The sequence below is a fragment of the Mesorhizobium sp. M0028 genome (assembly GCF_040323855.1).
Lineage (GTDB): Bacteria > Pseudomonadota > Alphaproteobacteria > Rhizobiales > Rhizobiaceae > Mesorhizobium.
Genome location: NZ_JAMYVG010000028.1, coordinates 46,156 through 69,689, shown reverse-complemented (window position 1 = coordinate 69,689; position 23,534 = coordinate 46,156). Strand labels below are relative to the sequence as shown.

At 56.3% G+C, this 23,534-nt stretch carries 11 protein-coding genes and 2 pseudogenes; 10 read left to right on the top strand and 3 right to left on the bottom strand.

Annotated features, from left to right (window positions below; all coding sequences use genetic code 11):
- Positions 1-339: 339 nt before the first annotated feature.
- The 8 genes and pseudogenes from NKJ93_RS30625 to NKJ93_RS30590 all read left to right on the top strand — a co-directional run bounded on the left by NKJ93_RS30625 (position 340) and on the right by NKJ93_RS30590 (position 15,621).
- On the top strand, positions 340-1,347 hold the full coding sequence (locus tag NKJ93_RS30625) for a GHMP family kinase ATP-binding protein (RefSeq protein ID WP_352592967.1): 1,008 nt from the start codon (positions 340-342) through the stop codon (positions 1,345-1,347).
- A gap of 8 nt (positions 1,348-1,355) precedes the next feature.
- Positions 1,356-1,859 carry a hypothetical protein gene (locus tag NKJ93_RS30620; protein ID WP_352592964.1) on the top strand — a complete coding sequence of 168 codons (504 nt, stop codon included), beginning with the start codon at positions 1,356-1,358 and terminating at the stop codon, positions 1,857-1,859.
- A 45-nt stretch (positions 1,860-1,904) separates the two neighbouring features.
- Positions 1,905-3,128: an ATP-grasp domain-containing protein gene (locus tag NKJ93_RS30615; protein WP_352592961.1), complete on the top strand. Its 1,224-nt coding sequence runs from the start codon at positions 1,905-1,907 to the stop codon at positions 3,126-3,128.
- A gap of 284 nt (positions 3,129-3,412) precedes the next feature.
- On the top strand, positions 3,413-4,507 hold the full coding sequence (locus tag NKJ93_RS30610) for a pyridoxal-phosphate dependent enzyme (protein ID WP_352592958.1): 1,095 nt from the start codon (positions 3,413-3,415) through the stop codon (positions 4,505-4,507).
- A gap of 116 nt (positions 4,508-4,623) precedes the next feature.
- Positions 4,624-4,989: pseudogene (locus tag NKJ93_RS30605) on the top strand (ATP-grasp domain-containing protein); the annotation flags it as partial.
- Between the two features lie 273 nt (positions 4,990-5,262).
- Positions 5,263-6,204, top strand: a complete 942-nt coding sequence (locus NKJ93_RS30600) for a prephenate/arogenate dehydrogenase family protein (protein WP_352592955.1) — start codon at positions 5,263-5,265, stop codon at positions 6,202-6,204.
- 1,018 nt (positions 6,205-7,222) lie between these two features.
- Positions 7,223-14,497 (top strand): SDR family NAD(P)-dependent oxidoreductase, encoded by a 7,275-nt coding sequence (locus NKJ93_RS30595; protein ID WP_352592952.1) that lies wholly within the window; start codon positions 7,223-7,225, stop codon positions 14,495-14,497.
- A 569-nt stretch (positions 14,498-15,066) separates the two neighbouring features.
- Complete coding sequence (locus NKJ93_RS30590) at positions 15,067-15,621, top strand: 4'-phosphopantetheinyl transferase family protein (RefSeq protein WP_352592949.1); 555 nt, start codon at positions 15,067-15,069, stop codon at positions 15,619-15,621.
- Positions 15,622-15,782: 161 nt separating this feature from the next.
- On the opposite strand, the gene NKJ93_RS30585 is transcribed toward NKJ93_RS30590, so the two are convergent.
- Both NKJ93_RS30585 and NKJ93_RS30580 read right to left on the bottom strand, forming a co-directional pair.
- Complete coding sequence (locus NKJ93_RS30585) at positions 15,783-16,409, bottom strand: TetR/AcrR family transcriptional regulator (RefSeq protein ID WP_352592947.1); 627 nt, start codon at positions 16,407-16,409, stop codon at positions 15,783-15,785.
- Between the two features lie 1,890 nt (positions 16,410-18,299).
- On the bottom strand, positions 18,300-19,136 hold the full coding sequence (locus NKJ93_RS30580) for a hypothetical protein (RefSeq protein ID WP_352592944.1): 837 nt from the start codon (positions 19,134-19,136) through the stop codon (positions 18,300-18,302).
- A 1,247-nt stretch (positions 19,137-20,383) separates the two neighbouring features.
- Between NKJ93_RS30580 and NKJ93_RS30575 the strand changes: the two genes are divergently transcribed.
- Entirely contained in the window at positions 20,384-21,310 is a 927-nt protein-coding gene (locus tag NKJ93_RS30575; protein ID WP_352592942.1) for a 2-oxoglutarate and iron-dependent oxygenase domain-containing protein, read from the top strand.
- Between the two features lie 818 nt (positions 21,311-22,128).
- Positions 22,129-22,827, top strand: coding sequence for a GntR family transcriptional regulator (locus NKJ93_RS30570; protein WP_352592939.1), 699 nt, complete (start codon positions 22,129-22,131; stop codon positions 22,825-22,827).
- Positions 22,828-22,985: 158 nt separating this feature from the next.
- Here the strand turns inward: NKJ93_RS30570 and NKJ93_RS30565 are convergent.
- A pseudogene (locus NKJ93_RS30565) lies at positions 22,986-23,432 on the bottom strand (ISNCY family transposase); the annotation flags it as partial.
- Positions 23,433-23,534: the final 102 nt, after the last annotated feature.

The following is a 23,534-nucleotide window of genomic DNA, read 5'->3' as shown; positions in this document are numbered from 1 at the left end:
CATGCGCCCACCACCTCTTCGGCGCGCCAACAAGCCGCGGCGTGGCTCGACCCGACATCACGCAGGCTGGGCGTCCTTTCGCGGCTCTCATCCACAACGCAGATGGCGGTCTCTTCCGAGGCATCATAGGGCGCCGCCGATACTCAAAAAGTTGTTACAGATCCTAAAAGTAATTTTCACAAAATATTTGCGTCCAAAAGTCCAGGACAATGGTAGTGAAGAAGCCGGAGAACTGGCAGCCGAGACGCTAAATACTTGCAAGTAGCATGAGGTAATTGTGCTGCGACGATCTAGATATTCTCCTATTAACGAATAGCAGCGCAGTCATAGAGGAAGTATATGGCAGACATCCCGAGTCCCAAACTTCTTGAAGCGGCCACCAATGAAATTTGGCGGCCATACATGTGCTACCAGGCGTTCGAAGAAACGGCTGAGCTGATCGCCGAAGATGGGCAGCCAGCAATTCATTCTACCGAGGCCGAGGCTCTTTGTTGCGGCACATTCGGCGAATTGCTGCAAGGCCAGTTGCCGATGGGCTCCCTTCCCTGTGATTGCCATTTTTTGATCACGATGCCCATCGCGATCTTTACGCGGGCCTACTTCATACCGATTCCCGGCGCACGACGTGTAACCGTTTATCCTCCACATAAAGTCAAGGCAAAACGGTTGGCTGAAAATCTCGTGATTGCCCTCGGCACCTCAGGAGGGATTCTCCTTTTGCAATCTGAAATACCCGAAGGAAAAGGGCTGGCCAGTTCGTCTGCGGACCTTGTTGCGACGGCACGGTCAATCGCCTGCTGCCTCAAGCGTAGAGTCCGGACATCGTTGATCGAGAAGCTAATGGCGGAAATCGAGCCATCCGACGGTGTTATGTATCCTGGCGTCGTCGCATACCAACAGCGAGCATGTAGTCTTCTCTTCTTCCTTGGGCAAATGCCGCCACTTGCAATAGTTGGTATTGATGAAGGAGGGACGGTCGAAACCGTGGACTATGATCAACGGCGAGGTGAAATCTCCACCAGTCGCAGAACAGAGTATCAAGAACTACTCGACCGCGCACGGATAGCAATTCCGCGTGGTGACACAGCCACGATAGGCAGAATAGCGACGGCCAGCGCGCTCCTTCATCAGGAGCAAGCTCCGAAGAGGCATCTGAATTCGATGCTAGAGGCATCCGAGGCCACTGGCGCTCTCGGCGTCGTAGTCGCGCACAGCGGCACAATGATTGGAATCCTCCTCGATCGAAGCGCGACTGACTTCCCGCGGACGCTTCGTTCCGTGCTCGCCCATGTATCGTCTTTCGACAACTCACCAAAAATCTACATGACCATCACTGGCTCCCCATGAGATGCGCAATGGACGATGGACGTTGTTCGCAACTTGCCACCCTCGGGTGCTCTGATGCCGATGCATCACATCTTCCGCATGGCATTGGCATGCATCTTGGTGCCGTCCAGAGCAACCGTGCCCACCTTGAGTATGCCGACCTGCCGAACCATCTCCAGCATCGGCAAAGGCCGCTTCGATATCGGCAAGAAACGGCGGCCGCAACTGGCAACGGTGTCACGGTCGGGATGATCGCTCGCCGCGATCAAGCTGAACCCGTAGTGTCAGACCGCGCCAGCTTGCGACTCCAGAACACGATGGCGTGCGTCCCAAGGAGGGCAGCCAGCTCAACGTATTCCACTCGGTCCAGTAAGTTCATCGAGATGGATCTTCGATACACCAGCGACACCGAGGACCCCGAGCAGAATTCAGCCGTCGCAACACGACCTTTAATCAAATTCACCGAACCTTTGCAACCGCAAACCGCCGACAGTGGTACCCTAATTGCAAGCTCGGAAGCCGGACACAAATAAAGGTGGCCAGACTGCTCCACAGTACTCACGATGGGATTTACACCAATGACAAGAAAAGCGTTTATTCTAGTTGAAGGAAATCAAAGGGGCAATGGGTTGCGATATGTCCAAGCGGCCAAGCGACTTGCTCTCCACCCAATTACATTGTCAGCTGATCCAGCTCAGTACGACTATCTTGCGGCAGACAGAAGCGAGGCGATCCGTGTCGATACAAATGATCTCGATGCGCTCATTCGTGAATGTTCGCAGCTCAGTGCGACGTATGACATTGTGGGGATTAGCGGCTTTGCGCGCGTCGACGAGTCGGTCTATGCAACAGTTGGGAAGCTGTGCCGGCACTTCAACGTGCCGGGTCCCGATCCGGCATCTGTTGAGCGATGCGCCGACAAGTTTACTCAACGTCAGGTCCTCGCGGCGGTGGGGGTCCCAATGCCTGCATACCGCTTGGCAACGAACACGACCGACGCACAAACCTCTGCGGCGGAGATCGGGTTGCCAGTGATTGTTAAGCCTGCAGTAGGTAGCGGGAGCTGCGGCGTTCGATTGTGCTGCAATGTCGATGAGTTGGCCGATCACACGACCTATCTTTTGAGCGGCAAGCATAAATGGAGGGGGTCCCCGAGGATACTAGTCGAAGAATTCGCCCAAGGCCCGTACTATATTGCGCATATGATGGGAAATGAGATCATTGGGATTGAAGCTGGCGACTCGGGCCCTCTACCGCATTTCGTATTCCGTGAGAGTAGTTTTCCGGCGCATCTCACTCAAGACGAGCATAAGCGTATCGCCGATATTTCGCTGAGCTGTTTGCGGGCTCTTGGCCTGGGTTGGGGGCCAGCCTGCATTGAATTCCGGTGGACGAAACGTGGCCCGATTGTCATCGAAACCAACCCGCGCCTTGCTGGTGCGCCCTCTCCTCAACTGATTCAGCTGGCTTACGGTGTCGATCTCATAGCCGAACACGTGAAGCTTGCCATAGGCGAGGAATGTAACTTGCGCAGATTGCAGTCGCAGACGGCGGCGGCACGGTTCCTGCTGGCCGATCGCGATGGCATCCTCGATTGCGTCAATGGTGACGGTCAGGCTGCCGCCGTATCAGGTGTTGCGGAGGTCAAGTTGTACGTTGAACCCAAGACGCCTATCGTCAGGAAGGGTGATTACCGAGACTGGATCGGGCATGTCATCGCCGCTTCGCCCAGCCTTGCTCGGACCGAGGCGATACTTCAGCATGCAGTCAACTTGATCGATTTGTCGGTCACACCCTTTTAGGTCTGGGCGAAGAATCGAAGGGAGCGGTTCTTCCGCCGCCTGGAAACCGGGCCGACGACAAGGGCACTTTTTAGGGCTGGTGGCGAACTGGAACACGTTGTGCCATTTTTTCACCTATCCGAGACCGCGCGCCGGTTCACCTACACCGCCGATGACATCGATGACTCTCCACACTCCGGCACTGTCGCTGGTCAACCGGCGAGACAAAATCGATTAGGACGGCCGGCAAGGCCGCAGTTTTACCGTGTCGCTAGTTGCAGGGTCCTGAATTGAGGAGTCAGATTATGGATTTAGCTAGAAAACAGTTTAGCGCCAACGTCATCGAGTCGCTATCCTTTCCCCGATTCGTGCCATTAGCGCACAACCTCGTCGCCGCGAAGTTCGAGCTGATGAAATTTACACCAGCGAAGCACATTCTCGATGACGCGCTGGCAAGCGGACATTTGCGGCCGGGCGGCCATGTCATTGAAAGCAGTTCTGCCACGTTCGCCTTAGCTCTATCGATCCTGTGTTCTTTATATGACTTGCGCCTAACGCTCGTCACGGGTCCAACGTCGCAAATCGTTCGTTGGAGATTGGAGAATTTAGGCGCAATCCTGCATACGGTCCAGGCCAGTAAAAACTGCGAAGGTGGGATACAGCAGGCGCGTTTGGAGGTGCTGGCCGAGTTACGTTCGTCAATGTCCAACAGCTTTTGGCCGCAACAATATACAAATCCGCTAAATTCTCTCTCTTATAAATTCATTGCCGAGCGAGTCCTTCTATCACAGCCAAAAATTGATTCAATAGTCGGTACAGTCGGTAGTGGAGGATCTCTCTTTGGAATTGCCTCTGTCTTGGAACGTGAGAACCCTAACTTAGAAGTAATCGCTGTCGACCACAACAGAAGCGTGATTTTTGGTGCCCAGGCTCCGCGGATCAGCAAGATGTGCAGGGAAACATTCGAACAGATACTAGGAATGGGGGCGGGAATTCCCATGGGCAATGTAAATTTTGAAAGCTGCGACGAAGTCCACTGGGTGCCCGTTCCGAAAATGGTTCAGAAGGTCCAAGATCTCCATCGACGAACTGGAATGCTTGTCGGAGCATCAAGCGGTGCCGCTCTTGCCGTTGCGGAGTGGCGTGCAGCTCAGGAGCCTTCGCAGCACGTTCTAACCATTTTTCCAGACCACGGCATTCGTTACGTAGAGACGATGTTTAATCCGGGATGGTTGAATAACTGGAAGGAAGATCTTGCTCGGGATTGGGGAGGGCCAAGAGAAATTTCTTCGCTAGAAAAGGTATCGGAGGAATGGTGTCGATTCAAATGGGGTAGACGCAAATACCGACATGTGGTGGGTAGCGACCCGGCGCCCCGGCACGCCGGTTACAATCCGTAAAATGTCCGGTACGGGCACGTCTATTCGAGTGCCATAGACATTGCGGGCCATTGCGTCTCTTTCACTGAGGTAGCATCCCCTTGCGGCGTCTCCGCAGCACGACTCGCATTGACCTCCAACAGATTCAGCTGGCTTACGGTATCGATCTCATCACTGAGCACATCAAGCTAGTCACCGGCGACAAAAGCGATCTGCGGACAAGGCGTTCGCACACTGCGGCTGCGCGGTACCTAAAACCTGATCGCGATGGCATCCTCGACTGGATCGATGGGGACAGTCAGGCGGCTGCTGTATGTGGCGTCGTCGAGGCCAAATTGTATGTCAAACCGAAGACGCCGATCGTCAGGAAAGGCGATTGGCGAGACATGTCGATCGGACATGTCATCGTCACTTCACCCAGCCTTGCTGGAACCGAGGCGATACTTCAGCATGCCGTCGACTTAGTCAATTGGTCGATCACCCCATTTCCGACGGCGAGCTAAATAGGAACAATCTGCGGCTCGCCGCGCACCAGGTAAGCAAGTGATCTCGCTCAACATTGATCTAAGGAGCACGAGAAGACTGTTTTTACTGAATCACCCGCGGCCAACATCTCAAGCCGCGTGCCCGCAAGCAGTCCAAGATTATCTCACGGCGCGCGGCTATATTCTCCGGCGCGTTGAAGTCTACGGTTGTCTCAATGCGTTGGGATAACGGGTCAGACCCGAAAAAGCCAATCGAGACATAGTCACCGCAGAGTCCCTGAAAAGCTAGTCATGTCTAAACCCATGTTTGAAAAGATCGCCTTGGTCGGCATAGGCTTGATCGGCTCTTCGCTGGCGCGCGTCATATGCCGCGAGGGGCTGGCCGGCCATATATCCATTGCAACTCGTAGCCCTGAGACCCTGAAGCGAACCCAGGAGTTGAAGCTCGGAGACCACTACACGACCGACGCGAATGAGGCGGTGCGCGGGGCCGACCTAGTCATCGTCTCAGTGCCCGTCGGTGCCTGCGGCGCCGCGGCTGAGGAGATCGCACCGGCGCTTAAGAAGGGTGTTATCCTCACCGATGTCGGCTCCACCAAGGCCTCCGTGATCGCTCAGATGCAGCCCTTGGTGCCGGAGGGCGTACACTTCATCCCCGGCCATCCGCTGGCCGGCACAGAGAAGTCAGGCCCTGATGCGGGTTTTGCCGAACTGTTCGAGAACCGCAGGTGCATCTTGACACCGCTGGAAGGCACCGACCCTGCCGCGCTGGAGAAGCTCTCCGAATTCTGGCGCCGTTGCGGCTCCAATATCGACACGATGGACCCGCAGCGCCACCACATGACGCTGGCGATCGTCTCGCACTTGCCACACATCATCTCCTATAACATGATCCGCACGGCGGACGATCTGGAGACGGTCACAAAATGCAAGGTTATCAAATATTCGGCCTCCGGCTTCCGCGATTTCACTCGCCTCGCCGCCTCGGACCCCACAATGTGGCGCGATGTATGCCTGCACAACCGTGACGCGATCCTCGAAATGCTGGCGCGCTTTTCGGAGGATCTCGCCTCTCTGCAGCGGGCGATCCGCTGGGGCGAAGGCGACAAGCTGTTCGATCTCTTCACCCGCACGCGAGCCATCCGCCGCTCGATCATCGAGGCGGGGCAGGATGTCGACGTGCCCGATTTCGGCCGCCAAGCATTGCGCAACCTGCATTTGATGCAAGAATAACTTTATGCTCTGCGGGGTTGAGATAGAGTTTTGCCGGCCCGCCGAGCGTGGCACACAGAGCCCGCAGCCATACAGCTGGTCGCTCTGCCCAACAGCGGCAATTCTGGCGCGAATTGCTGCGGAGCAGAGGCTATGAAACGCCTGCCGATGGCTGTGGTCCCTCGACTTCGAGGGCTAGCAATCAAAGCCTCCAACCAGTTTTATTTTGTCCCGTCGATGCATTTACCAGCGGCAGCCGCCGACGCAGGGTCCTAAGGGAGAACACCCGAGGCCTGGCGGGTTTTGAGCGGCGTGCGGCTGCTCGCGTCTCGCTGTGGTCGGCGGCTGGGTTGGTGAGACCTCCCAGCTCGCGCACTCTATTTTTTGCCGGACCTCAATGACCATGCCTGTCCTTCAAGCAACAGCGGTCGCTTTTGCCAACAGCGTCGCCTTACGTGCGGCTGGTGCGAAGCTAAAACTATCTTGAAAATGCCTTGAGACGCCAATTGAACTCTTTGGCCAATAAAATCGATTTTACAAAAGTTTACATTCATCAAGTTTTCGCAAATGGCGACCTTAACGTAATTATAACAAATATTTACTCGCTGTAGGCTGTGTCGATGTTATCTTATCTTTCGATAAAGTTACTCAAATTTGCGACTGACCGAAGGAAATGTCATGGGCATCTCGGATCGACAGGCCGCATCGGGGCAAGCCGCGCTAGAGCGCATCAAGGCTTCCCATGCCCTCGACTGGGCCGCCACTCGCTTGGCCCGTTGACGGCTTGGTTATCACAAGCCCTCGAAAGAGCTACGCGGACGTCACATTCTTCGGAGGTAGGGTGCGACGTCTGCAGAATGAGGGCATCATTGTAGCGGTGCTAAAACGGTGGGAGTTCCATCGCTGTGCAAGATGTCATAGCTAGATTTTCCCATTCTCTGGAAGAAAGATCGGCTGTATCGGTAGTCAGTGTAAAGTTAATGACGTCAAGATAGATGCAGTTATTTAAATCGAAGTGGTCATTGGAGGAGTTGGAGAAATGGGAAAATTTCCTGGTGAAGAAGAAGCATTGCTGAGCGTCGTAAAGAGTTCAGCTTCGCCGTCGTATCGGATAATTTGCTTCCCGCATGGGGGTGGTAGTGTACAGTCGTTCCATACTTGGTCTGAATATCTTCCCGAAGACATTGAGCTTATTTGTCTGAACCTTCCCGGGCGCGCCAGGCGGTCATCGGAGGCCGCCATCCGCAGCATGGATATGTTGGTATTCATGGTGACAGAGGCGCTCCGCGAGTACAGTGACCGGCCTTTTGTTTTCTTCGGTCATAGCGTAGGTGCTCTCATGGCCTACGAGGTTACCCGTTCCCTGGAGAAGGCGGGTCGACAATCTCCCTTCCATCTGGTCGTGTCAGCTCACCCGTCGGCGGAAGTGCCGGCGGATGAGCCGCCCATGTATAGATACGAGGATGACAAGTTAATCAATGTGGTCCGAATGCTTGGTATGGTCCCTACGGAGGCGCTGGCAAATGAGGAACTCCTACATGACTTCATCTTGCCGCCGCTGCGGGCTGACTTCGAAATTGCGGAGACCTACGACCGGAATCTACCAACACCCCTCAACGCCGCAATCACCGCGATGGGGGGCGCTCAAGACGAAATGATCAATCCCAATGATCTGGACGGTTGGCGTCGGCTTACGACATCGCGCTTCGCCCGGATTATTTTTGACAGCGATCACTTCTACCCCCATTCCATGACGGCGGAAGTGGTGTCTACCCTCCTGCGTGAAGTTAAGGAAGTAAAGGCACAACTCCCGGCTTCCATCCGAATTGCCGAGCCCCTACCTTATCCCGAACTACCATTGCATGACCAATTTCGCAAACAAGCGGCCCTCAAGCCAAAGGCACCTGCCGTCGTCTCAGGGACTGGGATCCTAACTTACCGTGAGCTCGACGACCTGAGCGAGATTCTATCCAGTCACCTGCTTGGACATGGCCAAGGCCGAGGTTCGCGCGTGGGTCTCCTAATGGATACTTCATCTGAATACGCCGTCGCGTTGTTCGGAATCCTTAAAACCGGTGCGGCTTACGTCGTGCTTGACAAAGCTCAGCCCGTTGCTGCGGTCAAGCGGATACTTGAAAAGGCGTCTGTTGAAGTCGTCGTCACCAACAACCGCTTCGCGGCTAACCTTCCTCCTGACTGGTCGGGTATTGCGCTCTCGCTCGACCAGGGTTGGGAGGAGCAACCCGGCAAGGCCATTCCAGTCAATCCCCAATCGGTGGACCTCGATGCGCCGGCTCAGATTGTATTTTCGTCTGGGACCACCGGTGAACCGAAAGGGATCGTCTGCCCCCACCGAAGCACTGTATGCTCTTACCAGTGGCGCTATCGCGCGCTGCCATACGCGCCTGATGAGCGAGAGGCGGTTAATATCTTCTTGGTCTGGGAGATAATGCGGCCGATCCTCGCCGGGGTGCCTGCATATCTGATACCGGACGAGGTTATCTACGATCCGCCCCACCTGGTCGACTACCTGGAACGAAATCGAATTTCCAGAACATTGCTGACGCCTTCACTGCTGGATGTGCTTCTCAGCAGCGGCCTCCTCGACATCCCCTCGCGTCTTCCGGATCTCCAATTGATTTACTTATCAGGCGAGGTGGTGACAGCATCGTTGCTTGCACGTGTGAGGGATGCGCTCCCGCACGTCAAAATTATCAATTACTATGGCGCTGCGGAGGCAAACGATGTCACGTATATCGACTTGAGCGAGATTGATCCTGCGACAACACAAAAGGTCGTTCCGGTCGGTCCGCCTCAGTGCTATGCCAGTGTCTATGTCCTCGGGGAGCAACGCGACCCCCTACCAGTAGGCTTCTTGGGCGAGGTTTTCGTCGGCGGCGATATATTGGCTGATGGATATCTCAACGATCCAGAGATGACACGGGAAAGGTTCTTTCCCGATCCGTTTAGCGCTGATGGCAAGATGTTCCGCACTGGCGATCTTGGCCGCATGCTGCCCGGCGGCCAGTTGGAGATTATCGGGCGATGCGCTTTCCTGGTGAAGATCCGAGGGTACAGCGTCGTACCCGGGTCTGTAGAGGCTGCCTTGCTTCGGTACTCCGGCGTCAGCTCCGCTGCCGTCCTGCCGGAGCTCGATCCGACGACCGGCCAGCCTTTTCGACTGATCGCCTATGTGGTCTTGCGGAATGAGAGCGAGGGGTGGGAGGCTTCTTTGCGGGCGCATTTGAAGTCTGAGGTACCGCATTACGCAATTCCGTCGGAATTCGTCGCTCTGACGAAATTTCCCATTGCTGCCAACGGAAAACTTGATCGGTCGCGCCTCCGCGACCTCGCGAAAGAGGCGTGCACTCCAGCGACATGTGCTGACGAGGTCGAATCGGCACTTCGCGCAGCCTGGCGCGACCTTCTTCAGAGAAAGGCTGCTGATCCGGGCGACAACTTTTTCGACTGCGGCGGACACTCCCTTCTGGCTGCCCGTCTTTGCACTCAGCTTCGCGCAAGCCTGAAGGTAGATCTCCGCGTCGTGGAGATCTTCCTCAATCCAACCTTTAAAGAACTCGCGGCGCTTCTCCGCAAGCGCGGCGGCAAACAGCGACCTGCTCTAAACCGGAAGCTCCCGAAAACACCGCCAGTCTCGCCGGGCAGGCCGCATGTTAAGGTGTTGGACGGCCGACGCGGCTCCGGTATGGACATTGCCGTGATTGGTATGGCCGCGCGTTTCCCCGGCGCGGAAACAGTCGATGCACTCTGGGAAAACCTCTGCCAAGGGGTCTGCTCGATCGCCCCGCTCTCCGCGCAGGAACTCAAGGCCCGGGGCATTCCGGAGTCTGTCCTGAAGCGCTCCGATTATGTCCGCGTGGGCGCCCATCTCCAAGATGTGGACCTTTTCGATCCGGATTTCTGGAACCTCTCGAGCCGTGAGGCAACGTTAATGGACCCGCAGCATCGCCTCTTTCTCGAATGCTGCTGGAAGGCACTCGAGTCGGCCGGCTATGCGCCAACTCAGCATGAGGGCCGGACGGGGGTGTTCGCAGGTTCGTCGCTCCCCCTCTATCTATTACACCATTTGAAGGGTGGCGGCCTTATCGATCCAACCAACGCGCCGCTCGCTTTCCTGACGGAGCTCGGCAACGACAAGGACTATCTTGCCTCGCGGGTGTCCTACATGCTGAACCTCAACGGCCCAAGCATTGCGGTGCAAACCGCATGCTCAACTGGGCTGGTGGCAATTGCGGTCGCCAGTCAGTCACTCGCGGCCGGGTATTGCGACATGGCGCTAGCAGGCGCGGCGAGCATCACCTTCCCTCAAGCGGGATACCAGTATGTCAAAAACTTCATCAATTCTTCGGACGGCGTCTGCCGAGCTTTTGATGCCGATGCCAGTGGCACTGTGCTCGGAGACGGCGTTGGGGTCGTCGTTCTCAGGCGCCTCGAGGATGCTCTGGCGGCAGAAGACCCAATCCACGCAGTGATAAAAGGATGTGCCATTAACAACGATGGCCGCACCAAATCCTCCTACTCAGCGCCTAGCGCGCGAGGCCAGGCCGAAGTTGTGCGCCAAGCACTTGCCTCTGCGGCAATCGGCGCTGAAGACGTGGAATACATCGAAACTCACGGGACCGGCACCAAGGTCGGCGACCCGATCGAAGTTCACGCTCTGGCAGAGGTGTTCTCGGGTCAAGAGGACACGGGAAACGCCTGTGCGCTCGGGTCAATTAAGCCGAATATCGGCCATGCCAACTTCGCCGCAGGGGTCGCGAGCTTTATCAAGGCAGTTCTCACCCTTCAGCACGGTGTAATCCCCCCGACCATCAACATCAACCAGCTGAACGAAGACCTGGGTCTGGAGGATACGCCCTTCTTCGTCAATGAGCAGCTTAGACCCTGGCCTCGTCCGCAGGGGCGCCCGCGAACTGCCGGAGTCACCGGACTCGGTATCGGCGGAACCAACTGCCATGTCGTGCTGCAGGAATGGGACAGCAATAACGCTAGGTCTTGGCCCGGATCGGTAGCGCGGGGATCTCACGCCCTTTGCCTATCTGCAAAGACCCCGTCGGCGCTAAGCCGGGCCTGCCGGAATCTAGCCGCGTTCCTGCGCCGCAACCGGGATATCAATCTCGGTGACGTCGCACACACGCTGCGCGTGGCGAGATGCCAGTTCAATTATCGAACTGTCGTCGTAGCGCGCAACTTGGACACGGCCATCGGGAGGTTAGAAGAAGAGGCGAATCGTCCGGCAGATCGGGCCCTCTCCTCGCCGTCGATAGCGTTCATGCTGCCGGGCTGCGGAGTGCACCACCCGCGAATGTTCAAGGACCTGTTTGATCACGTGCCGGACTTTCGCAAGGCTTTCCTGGCTTGTGCCGTCGCTAGTCGCCCGGTTCTGGATCGTGACCTGGAGTCGGTCATGTTCGGGGAAGACGACGCATATGCGACCACTTCCTTCGAAGAAATAAGTATCATGACTTTCTCGGTGCAATACGCCATGGCACATTTGCTAGAACAATCTGGAGTGCATCCCGATTATCTTGTTGAACATAGCATGAGCGACTATGTCGTGGCCACCTTGGCGAGAGTTATAGAGTTGGAAGATGCTGTTAAGCTGACGGCCGTTCGTAGCCGTGCGATGGCTGACCTTAGTATCGACGGTGCTATGCTTGCGGCCAGATGCGGTCCAGATGAGGCTGAATGTATCCTTGTAGAGGACGACTGGCGTGATCGAACTGAAGCTGGCGAGATCAGCGTCGGTGTGGTGAACTCAAAAGCTGGTGTCGTGTTCACTGGCAAGCGCGAACTTCTCGAAACGCTTCGGAAGAGGCTCGAACAAGCAGAGATTCCCAACCACCTCCTTAATACAGCTGGGGTGCCCGGCCATTCTCCGTTGATGAAGCCAGCGCATGATATCATCGACGCGAACTTCCGCATCCTTGAAAAGCGTCTGCCGGATGTCGCCATCGCTCTGAATTCAGGATCTCTGCATGGGGCGCAGATGCCCTTACCGGAGAGCCACTGGAGCAGGCAAGCAACTGGGGTCAGCCGATTCGATCGCTCCCTCGAAGCCACGGTCGCCGGCGGAGCAACTGCACTCGTTGACCTTGGCCCCTCGCGCCATTTGGCGCGTTTCGCACATGAGGCGATCAATTCTAAGGGTCGGAAGACGAGTATCCCAGCGATTGTCCCAGCCGCGCGTGACGAGAACGATCAAGACTCCACCGACCGGCATGTCCTTTTGGAATGCCTTGGGGCACTCTGGGCCAAAGGTGTTGCGGTGGATTGGAAGCGGGCCAGTGATCAACTGGAGCCATTCGGAACTCGCCGACGCATCCCCCTTCCAACGTACTCGTTTGATGGCCACCGTTGCTGGCCGGACGGTCAGCATGCGGGCGCGACGCTTCCACGGCAGCCTGGGGAGCGAGAACGTCACAGGGGGGAAGTGTTCACCTATGCGCAGACCTGGACAGAGAAAATGCTTCCCCGCGCGCTCCCCGGTGGCGGAAGAACCAAGGCTCTACGTTGGTTAGTGCTCGCCGATCGGCCGTTTGGTGAGGTGGAGCGCGCGGGGGACGCGCTGGCAAACAGCATCACACGGCAGTTGGAGGATGCGGGTCACGAAGTAGTCCGTGTTTGCCGACGGGCCAAACCATCGAATTCGCCCGTGAAAATCAAGGGGTCTACAATCTTTATTGATCCCACCCGAGAAGGCCTAAAGGCGCTCTTCGACGCCGAGATCGCTTCAGAGCGTGCCGCTGACCGCATTCTCTGCCTCTGGCACCTCAACGGTGCTGCGGAAGCCAATGAGGATCCGAACACGGTACAGACCCATCTTTTGCGGAGCTACGAGGCCATACTCGACTTGGCGCGAGTTCTTTCCACATTGCCATTCCAGACTCCGGTTGACCTCTGGATCATTGGTGACCGGATCGTGCAGGTCGGTGATGAACCTGTAGATCCCGAAAAGGCGTGCGTCTTCGGCCCGGCCATCGTGTTACCGCAGGAAAACCCAATGGTTGATTGCCGGGTTGTGGATCTGAATATTGAGGACCCGGATGTAGGCCATCAGCTAGAGGCTGAAATCGGACGTGACGTGCCCAGTCCCGATGCGATAGTTGCGCTCCGCAGGAACCGACGGTGGGTGCCACATTTTCCCGAGGTAACCCTCACCGCACGAGTTCCCGGTGAGGAGATTTTCCGACCCGAAGGAGTCTATCTGATCACTGGAGCTCTCGGGCGAATCGGTCTTTCCTTGACCGAACACCTGGTAAAACTTGGGGCGACGGTCGTAGCGGTAACCCGCCGTGCTGCACCCGCCGCTTTGAGTTCCGGGCGCGTTGGTTTCCATGAGGATGGCTGGATGCGACGACTGGCCGCGCTTGAGAATGCGAACGGCCGGGTGATCCTTCGCCAGGCGGACGTATCAAATTTCGACAGCTTGTCGGTCGTGCTCGATACGACGGTTCGGGAATTCGGGAGGATTGACGGGATCTTCCACGCCGCCGGATTGGGCAACTTGAAGTTCCTTTCGGAGATGACGGACACGACCTCTGCCAATGAGTTCGCCACCAAAATCGTAGGGACACGCAATCTTTACGGTGCGATCCAGTGGGTACAGTCCGTCCACTCGCAATCTCCGGAGTTCGTGTTCCTTTTCTCGTCCCTTGGGTCCATTCTCGGTGGGCCGGCTATGGCCGCTTATGCCGCTGCCAACAGGTTCATGGACGCATTTGCGCGCCAGGTGCTGGGCAGACTTGGGGTTCGGTGGATCAATTCCAACTGGGATGACTGGGATTACTCCTACGATGAGCAGGTGACTGCCGCCTACCGCACATCTCAAGCCAGGGATCTGGCGCTCAGTTCGGGCGAAGGGATCGACGCTATCGAGCGCATCCTGGCGACCGTTGAGGACGGCCAGGTGATTGTAGCGACGCAACCCTTGCCCTCGCGCATAAGACAGTGGGTGGATCAGGCCCGGACAATAACGCCGGACGAGCAAGCTTACGAAAGGAAAATATCTCCGCCAGAAGAAATCGTAAATAGCAATGCGAACATAATGAGAGATGATGATCCGAGGAGCTTATTCCTACGAAAAGTCAAGCCGGTTCTAGGCGTCAAAGAAATAGGTCTGGGCGACAACTTTTTTGATTTAGGCGGCGATAGTCTTATCGCCACCGAAATCCAGATCTGTTTGAGGGGGAGTAATCTCTGGAGGTCGCCGCAATTGGAAGAGATATTCAACGCGGTAACATTCGAAGATTTATATGAGCGAATTTGCATGCGTAAACCACCGTTGCAATAACCAAAGCAGAAAGTGGTTAGCAGAGCTTTATTTCGCCCAGGGCGCCGAAGCTTATGCCCGTATACGGACCGCAAAGGCCGACCCAGCCAGGCGCAAAGCCCCGACGACCCTGTCGGGGCGCCTTCAGCGTCGACCGGTACTATGGCTATGGCGAGATACTCGACCTTTGTCGGGCGCTTCGTCCAACGTGCGTCGGTGTGAAATGACTTTTTCGATTGTGCTTCGAACTGCAGAAGCGCAGAACCCGACAGGAGCCATGACCGTAGGAGTATCAGAAGTCTTTGATCCTTACGGCGCGCGCATATCGTCCAAAGTGCGGGCATTATCGACCCTGCATGTTCGCACTAGCTCTGTTAACCGCATTAGTGTGCGCACCATCAAACCCGTGCGCTCGACCACCCACAAATGGCCATCTCGCCTTGTCGTCCGCGTCGGCATAACTCGGAACTGATGATTCCGCTTCGCCGACGCCGGCAGTTGATCGCCAGTTAGTTAGGAAGGCCAATTAGGTGGATGTTATAAGATTTGATCAGCAAAACATCCTCGTAGGCATTCGTAGGATAGAACGCGTGGACGAGGCTGCCTTGTTCGCTTCCGAAGTTGCTCCACTGGAGCACGCTGTTGCAAAAGTCCGTCGCCAAAGCGGTGCAGCACGAATTGTAGCCCGAACACTCCTTGGCACACTTGGACTTCCACTGATGCCTGTCTTAAAGACGCAATCTGGTGTTCCGATCTGGCCACCCGGAATTGTTGGCTCCTTGGCCCATCACGACACAGTGGCAGCCGCCGCCATTGCAGAGAAAAAAGCAATTCGAGCGCTTGGCATCGACATCGAGCCTAATAAGGCTCTTCCGGACGAGTTGATTGACTTAGTCGCAACTTCTAGAGAGAAAACCATTTATGATTCGCATCTGCTCCGGAGGCGAACCCTGTTCGTTCTTAAGGAGGCTGTCTACAAGGCATACTTCCCGCTAAGCAATGAAAATCTTGATTTTCAAGAGGTAGAGATTGATATCGATTCCAAAGTAGGTTACGTGCCAAAGGCAAATTGTCGGTTTTCCATTGAGCTTTACAATTCTGAAAACCTAATTGGGTTGGCGTATATAACTGGAGCAGAACACTAGCTTCAACTTAATGATGACTAAAAGCGGTGTGGCTGAGACTTGCGATTGAAGCGTCCTCGGTATTATTTTTTGATACCCACTATGCAGGCGAGTTAGTTATACTCGTTTCGGCTGGCAAGTTGGAGCGGGGGACCAATGTCCGAAGTGTCTGCGGATACGGTCTATGGTGGGGTTGCTTGTCTTTTGGAAGGTTGCGGGCCTGCTTTTCCATCCAGTCCAGCTCGTATTATGTGACGCCTCAGGCTCGCAATTTGTTGGCGGGCAGGCCAAGCCTTTGGTTCTAGGACCGCCCGCTGGGCGATGCCGTTTATGAACGCTATGAGATCCTCCGCCTCCATTTTCTCTTTGCTAAAATGAGAAGATTGTCCGCTTAGACCTGCGATGCAGGTTTTTACCTGATCCAGCCAAGCAGCATGCTCGGCAGCCTGCACTTTGCGTACCGTTGGATCTCTCAAGGACCGCGCCCAGAAGTGGTACCTCACCACGCTCTCGCGAGCGGCGATTGGATTGATAGGTAGAGCCTCGCATAACGCTAGGAAATAGTCTTTAGGATAGATAGACAAGCGCTGCTCAATCCTTGCGCTCATACTCTTCATTGCAAAGCGCAACGCAGCGAGCAGGAGGGTATTTTTGTCAGGAAAATAGTGGGTTAACGCACCGGTGGTCACGCCGGCCGCACGTGCTATTTTGACTAGGCTGACTTTGTCGAGACCTAACTCTGCTATAACCTCGCACGCCCTCGCAGCAAGTTGTTCACGTCGTAGATCATGGTCGACTGTTTTAGGCATACGTTTGGATCTAGTCCCAATAAACAACTCTGATTCCGCCCTTCACAACGCTACATCGTCCATCTCCCCGAAACTGCCTGCGCAAGCCAAGCGACTTTTTCAATGCATCAGAAAATGCAGGCATCACGATCAGGAAAGGCGGTTTGGAAGGCTACCGTTACGAGCTTTGTGACTATGCTTTGATCGCCTGACTCACTCCGGGAAGCACCGCAGCCGCACCGAACATGGCTGCAGGGATATGGAGCCAAAGCTCAGAGAGGGGGGTACCCTTGCGAAGAGCGGAGGACTTGGCGAGCGGACCCAGTTTGCAGAAAAGTCAGGAACCTTGATTCCGGTATGATGGATTGCAACCAGGGTCAGACCGACCACCAGCGCGGTGGCTGCGTCTGTGCGTGTCGTGCAGTCGTGGATCACAGTCACAATGGGGAACACACGTTGCCGGATGGCCTCCACGGCGTTCTGGGCGGAAACCACCGGCGGAGATATCGTATCCTGGGCCTCCCCTGCCAAAATCCCGTAGAGCACGACCGCCAAAACGACCGCGGCGAAGTTCCGGGCTATGACTTCGCCGGCGAGGTCGCCCGATCCAAGCCGCCCTAAACACCAAAATCCTGGCCCAGAGCCAGCTTGAGATGCGCGCCCGAGATTGGGCCGGTCAAATAGAGAATAGCCACTGAAGGCAGACCAAAAGCCGAAAGCGACGCCGGAACGCCAACCTCTCCAATGCAGGAAAGGAATCGAGCAGTATCGGGTTATGTTCCTCTCGATTGACAAAAGCTTAGAACAGGCTGTCCGTTCCCTACCTTCAAATACGATTTCCGGCCGAGGTTTTCGGCGTCTCCGGAAGTCGCGCCTCAGCGCGAGCTTCGTTCGCGGCAAGATCGATTGAGCTTGGTCAGTCACCAATTTGATCTTTTTACCCTTGGATGAGACACATGGTTTGGCTCAGGCTAGCGCTAGATAGGCGATTCGCCACCTCGATTGGCCGTTGTGATTTCGCGGCGGCAATGCGTCTGTTCAATCCTGACCATGTGGTTGTTTTCCTCAGCACGTCCTTTGGCCTGTTTGCGAATGGCACTGCACATTTGGTGCCAAATGAGAGACCAGTTTAGAACAACCAGATGACCTGGGGTACGTTGGGTTAATCCAGATCATATACTGCAACCTTGAAGTAGTTTGCGCATTCCGAAGTGATGGAAGCGCCGACGGCGTCCCACGGCCTAAACGGCTCTGTGTCGCATTTCCGACTTTGAGGGAAATCCGACACTGCACACCGGGGCCGGTAGGAGTTTCAGGCGCCAGCAAGCTCGCTTTCGCCTGTCAACTCCGCGTATCTTTGGCAGTTGGGTGCAGGTCTGGTTATGACGCATGTCGATCTTTGATCCACGACGGCGGAGGCCGCATGGCTGAATTACTCGACCGCGATCATGCGGGGACATCGACCTTGCCGGCTCACGTGACGCGCAGGACCAAGTTCACCAAGTCAAGGCGCGTACCAATTGACGCCAGCGTCACCTTGTGCTTTCGCGTACGAGAATCCGCGGGCGCTACGCTGCGTACGGGCGGATGCCTCCTTGTTCGTCGGCGCGTCAGTGGAGGCGCCAAGTTCACTGAGGCCGAAACAGCGAGAAACCCGCGACGCCTCGGCCGCTGCTAATAATCCCTCTGTTCAAATAACTGCGGTTGAATTGATCCGCTCTGCGGTTTGCATGGCACAGGCAGGGTGTGCGCCGACGGCATCTTAAGACCCGGATGCAGCGGCCGCCGGCCAATTGGCGAACCGGCAATATCTCCGTTGCTTGCAGAAAGCTGCCCTATTCGGCTGCGACGACAGGTGTGCAGGTGCCACGTCGCGAACAGCTCGATTCGCCTGGACGTCAGTATTGGGACTCAGAGCATTTCGCCTGGTGGTGCGGAGATGTAGCAGGACGCGTAGATATAGCCGGTCGTGCGCTCTAGTCGATCCTCCATGCCGAGCTTGCTCATAGTAGTCAGGATCGCCTGCCGTTCTGTTGGTGCGGAGAAGCGTCGCTGGCGTTGTCTGAACCGATTTACCAGCCTGGTTTCCAAACCGAAACCGCGAAGCGCAGCAGCAATGTTCTCATAACTGAAGGGATGCATCGCGAATGCTGCGACCCAAGGGCGTGACGCCGCCGATGCCTTATACACATGTGCAAAGGTTCGCTCCGTGGCGTAACCCACGCAGCCGGTACTGATGACGATATCCGCATCTGCGAGGGCGCAACGTTCCTTGTCCGTTAAGTCACGGGCTTCCAGATCAGCGGTGATGCCGACGTCCAACAGACCCAAGTCCCGCGCATAGCGGACAGCCCGGAACGACGGGTCCACGCCAGCGAACTGGATGTCGTCACGGAGACCGTGATTGTGAAAGAAGGCGCGATGTTCGATCTCGTCTCGGCGCGAGAGCGATCCTCCGGGTCTTAGATAGGCAGCATACAGATCGTCGAGATTGAGATCGGTGCGCAGCAAGGCAGCATTGATGCCATAGGAGCAACCGATATCAATGATCTTTATCTTGGTCTTGTTTCGAACGCGTCGATAATCGGCGAAAATCTTTTCGAAAACCGGTTTCGCCCGATCTGGAATTATATAATCTAGGGCCAGATGCGCGCGAAAATACGCGTGCGGCCACCTGCGATTATAGGCCACCGTGAAATCGTACTTCGCACCCTGAATGCTGCTGTGCACTGCACGTGCCGGTCCCATTGTCCACCTCACTGCCTCGCAGATTGCGGGTGAAAGCGCTTCTTCCATTCATGCGTTTGGTGTTGTCGAACTCCAGCGTCGAAGATGCGTGGCAAGCAAGCGCTCCGTCCGACTGAAAAAACCAATTCCTGCCAGGAGATGATCCCTACGTGTGGCTCGCACGGCGATGACCTTGGCCAACCGGTCTCTCTCCGATCCCAGTCGGGTGTCGGGTGTCTGCCTGAAGTAGGCGCGTAGCATTTCTTCCTCCATATCCGGCTCGGGGGGCAGTCATGATCTTGCCGGCGCTCTTGTCGGGCCCTGCGGCCAGGGAAGCTCAAAAATAGTGCCAACTACGCAGCCAGTGAGCCTCAGAGAGACATTGCACCGGGTAATCAAAGGCTTATCAAAGGTGAGCACGAAACAAAGCCGAACAGAACGGTTGCGGACTCGACCAAATCCGACAATAGGCGTCGGTTTCTCGGGAGGAGACTGATTCCTCGGGGGAACCGGAATTCATGCGCCTGCCCCGCGTGCCATACCCAATGTACGACGATGTCGGAAACGACTTAGCAGGCTTGGAGCTATCATATTTCTGGATGTGAAGAATTTGCGGGCCTCCAATCGGCTCGCAAATAACCGCGGCGCAGCTTGAGATTGCACTATTCGCCGACGCTGTGGCGCACTCGTGGAAGGTATCGGCTCTACTCAACCGCCCCGGGTTTGCCGAGGCCGTTTCGTTTGAGTCACGCCGCCATAGCTGGGTCTTCGAGCATGGCGTAGTAGCGTTCCTCGGCTTCGGCCGGTGGGATGTTGCCGATAGGCTTAATCAGTCGACCCAGCATCGCCGACGGCTAGGAAGACGCCGCCCGGCGGCCCTCCAAAATGACTGCCGTGGGCAAAATGTTTGCGAGCCGTTCCTTGCCGCACAGCTGCGAAGACGCAGAAGGTGGCCAGACTTTGTTGATCCGGCCCGCTCGGGGCGACGCAGCCTTGTCGAGGTGGGTGGACGATCGAACCGAGCGCTCCATAGGCGCTCTGGATGAGACCGCTCAGTTGTGACAGATTCCGATATGAAGTTTCTTTTAATAGTAATGTAACAACAACTTAAAGATCATCCTGTAGACAAACACCTCTGGGCCGCATATTGTAGTGCGGAGGAAGAACGTACTGTCCAGCCATTCTTAACGACAATATATATTATGACGGCTGACGGTGTGAATTTATCCTAATAGTTTATAGGAAACGGAAAGAATCGGAGTCAACGCATGACCGTGCTACCGAAAATATCACTGGCCAAACTCGCAGCAGATACAACGAGCAACGAAGAGCGCGCGCGCCTTCGCCTAGCCTGCGAGGAATACGGGTTTTTCTATCTTGAGCATGGCATACCGAAAGAACATATCACAGAAGCCATCCGAGCTTCCCGGCACTTCTTTGCGCTGCCGCAGTCGACAAAGGAGCGTTACGGTCACGCCGCCCAAGACGTGTACCCTGCCACCGCCCGTGGATACAGCCCGTTGCACGGCGAGGTGCTCCATCCCGAGGACGGCCCCGATCCAAAGGAAATGTTCGACCTCGGAATCGAGAACGAAGGCGACCAGCGTCCGTTTACCGGACGGACGAACTTTCCGGATGATGTCGAGGCTCCCGGCTTCGCGCGAAGCCTGCTTGCTTTGCAGGCTGCTGTGCTCGATGGGGTTGTCCCGCAGCTCGGCAGCGCACTTGCCGAGCTACTCGATATGGAACAGGGCTGGTTCCAACGCCATTTCAGCCCGCCGACAGTCCTGCAACGCGTGATCCGGTATCCATCTAGCGGCGGCACGGCCGGCAAGCATACCGACACTGGCTTCTTCACGCTTCTACTGCAGGAGGAACTCCCCACGCGCTCCTTGCAGGTGTGGTTTCAAGAGCGCTGGACGCCGGTACCGAGCCTGCCCGACAGTCTCGTCGTCAATTTGGGCGACATGCTTCAAGTCTTGAGTGATGAACGCTTCAAGAGCACGCCGCATCAGGTGGCACACAGTGGTCCGACCGACCGGATTTCACTGCCCTTTTTTGTCTTTCCGAACATTGACGCCCGCCTGACTTCGCGGCAGGGACGGCAGGCCTTCAGTGTCGCAGAAGTGATGCTACGCAACTTCAAGTCGCTCGAAGCTGGGGATGGCGTCGGACGTGCCCGAGAGTTGCAGTAAGGGAACTGGGAACTACGCTTGCCCCAATCGGCCCGGAATAGTTACCTGGTCTGCGTCGAAGAAGGGCTGACTCCCTCTTGTTGAAGAGTAGGGTCACTGATCTGGATTCGCGCCTCGACGACCTCGACCAACAGTGGGCGTTTGACAGCTACCGAGAAAAGAAGGGGCGACCCTGAGCCTGCGTTCTTCATCGGCAGCTCAATTGGAGGCGATCGCGCATTTGGATTTAGTCTTTTCATCAACGGACAGCACGATGGCGTGAGCCGGCGGGCAGACATGGAGGCCGACCACGTCGTGCAGCAGGTCGACACTGGGGATTGTCGGCGAGCTTTAAACCGCCGCCAGCGGTGCGCGAGGCCGTGCATCTTCCAGCTACGCCTGATGGCGCTGATGCCGGCGACCTTGACATCATGTCAGCAGTCTAGTGCGTCGTCTCGCCGGCGGTCGGTGAACCTCGGCGCCGCCACGCATTTGGCCAGTTGCGCACCGAGCGGCGGAACAAGCGAGGTGCGTCTCGTGTTGTGCAAGAGGCTCTGCTCTGCTTGGCGAGGGCGCCTGCGAGCCGCACGCCGGTTCGGACTTGCTGGTCTCATGCATGATTGGTTGGTACCAAGACCCATGCCGGTCAAAGGCACAATCCGGGGCTTGAGAGGCGTTTTGCGAAGAGTTGCGCGCCGTTTAGCGCCACCAGCTCGCAATGCACCCGACAGGTATGTCGTTGATAAGGTGCGCATTGCTTCGAATCGCAGTATCGTTTTGCCAAGATTCACAAGTGAGAGGTCCAAGAATTGGACAAGCAAGCACAGCATAGGATTAGAATGAGAAACGACGAGATTTATCTCGAATTACGGCAGCGAATTTGTCTCCTTGACTACCAGCCTGGTAGCCGATTAAACGAACGTAAACTGGCGGCTGAATTTGGTGTTAGCCGCACGCCTCTACGCACAGCCTTGCAACGGCTCGAATATGAAGGGCTGATCGTCAGCCAGCATGGTAACGGAACCACCGTCACCTTGATCGATCTCAGCTCGATTCGCGACATTTATCTCGTCCGCATGCGACTGATGGATGCTGTAGGAGATTCGGCGCCAGTTCCGGTAACGGAGGAAATTGTCTCCGAAATCCAGGAACTGGAGCGATCCTGCAGTCAGCTTCTCGAATATAAAGACAAGCGCAGCTTCGCTGAGGTCAATGTCCATCTGCATAGCATCCTGCAACGGATAATCAGCAATGGACCCCTGAGAAAGTTCAATGACATCTTATTTTTTCAGTCCATCCGGTTCTGGTTTCTTCTGCTCGAGCAGATGGATTTCCGGCAACAGGTCTACGATCTACTTGACGAATTTCGCATGCTGCGCGGCCTAGAGTTGCGGGACGTCCGGTTGGTCGCCACCGTTCACAAGGCGCATCTGGCCATGGTCATATCGCGGTTAGACGCAATGGAAGCCGACAGCTCTTCTGAGCTAATCGCAGGGTTCGTAAGGAAGTCCCCCGGAGGCTCAGCCTCGTTTCTCTAGGAGCGGCGGACGTTCAGGCTGTCATCGAGCCGAAGGTACGCCCGACGACCCAGCGGCGGGGTGTCTGGAAGCCCTTGTGGTCATCGGATCGCGGATGATCTTGACCACGAAGGGAGGATAGGTGGCTTTGTTCATGACTTTAAACCGCACGCTGCAGCAAGCGCCACCATCACCCGCACGGCATCCCACAATAGGCTGCTGTCGCTCCGCTCGTGGATCAGCGCCGCGGTGACGGTGCTGTCGAGCCGCATGACGCTGCCTGTTTCGACGCCGTCCTGGCGGGCGCTCGCCAGCAGCACGCGATTGATGTCTTCCCAGGTTTTCGGCCCGTATGGCGCTGATCGTCTTGTGCAGCACCGACTTTTTCGGGCTCCACCCCACGGCAGCCGGGCAAAGGCCCGGAACGAGGCGGAGTCTTCCAGATCGAAGGCCAGCTCCTGATAACTCAACTGGCGGTATTGCTTAAGCAGCGCGCAGCGCAGCACCGCTTCCCCCGGCAGGCCGTCGCGGTCGGTCCCCTTGACCCCATGCCGGCGTAGGTCCCACGTTACCATGTTCAACAGATCGCGATGCTCGTCTAGCCACTGCGACATCGCGCTGAGCTCACGGAGTTTGATCATCAACAGCGACCCGTCCACATGGGCGAGCAGGCCCGGAAATCGATCGGCAGCATCCGCCAAACGCACCGAAGCGGACCATGAGAGGGG

Excerpts from the sequence above, each read along its gene's own strand:
- NKJ93_RS30580 (WP_352592944.1), bottom strand. The coding sequence starts at position 19,136 with ATGGGACCGGCACGTGCAGTGCACAGCAGCATTCAGGGTGCGAAGTAC.
- NKJ93_RS30610 (WP_352592958.1), top strand. The coding sequence starts at position 3,413 with ATGGATTTAGCTAGAAAACAGTTTAGCGCCAACGTCATCGAGTCGCTA.
- NKJ93_RS30575 (WP_352592942.1), top strand. The coding sequence starts at position 20,384 with ATGACCGTGCTACCGAAAATATCACTGGCCAAACTCGCAGCAGATACA.
- NKJ93_RS30620 (WP_352592964.1), top strand. The coding sequence starts at position 1,356 with ATGGACGATGGACGTTGTTCGCAACTTGCCACCCTCGGGTGCTCTGAT.
- NKJ93_RS30625 (WP_352592967.1), top strand. The coding sequence starts at position 340 with ATGGCAGACATCCCGAGTCCCAAACTTCTTGAAGCGGCCACCAATGAA.
- NKJ93_RS30585 (WP_352592947.1), bottom strand. The coding sequence starts at position 16,409 with ATGCCTAAAACAGTCGACCATGATCTACGACGTGAACAACTTGCTGCG.
- NKJ93_RS30600 (WP_352592955.1), top strand. The coding sequence starts at position 5,263 with ATGTCTAAACCCATGTTTGAAAAGATCGCCTTGGTCGGCATAGGCTTG.
- NKJ93_RS30570 (WP_352592939.1), top strand. The coding sequence starts at position 22,129 with ATGAGAAACGACGAGATTTATCTCGAATTACGGCAGCGAATTTGTCTC.
- NKJ93_RS30595 (WP_352592952.1), top strand. The coding sequence starts at position 7,223 with ATGGGAAAATTTCCTGGTGAAGAAGAAGCATTGCTGAGCGTCGTAAAG.
- NKJ93_RS30615 (WP_352592961.1), top strand. The coding sequence starts at position 1,905 with ATGACAAGAAAAGCGTTTATTCTAGTTGAAGGAAATCAAAGGGGCAAT.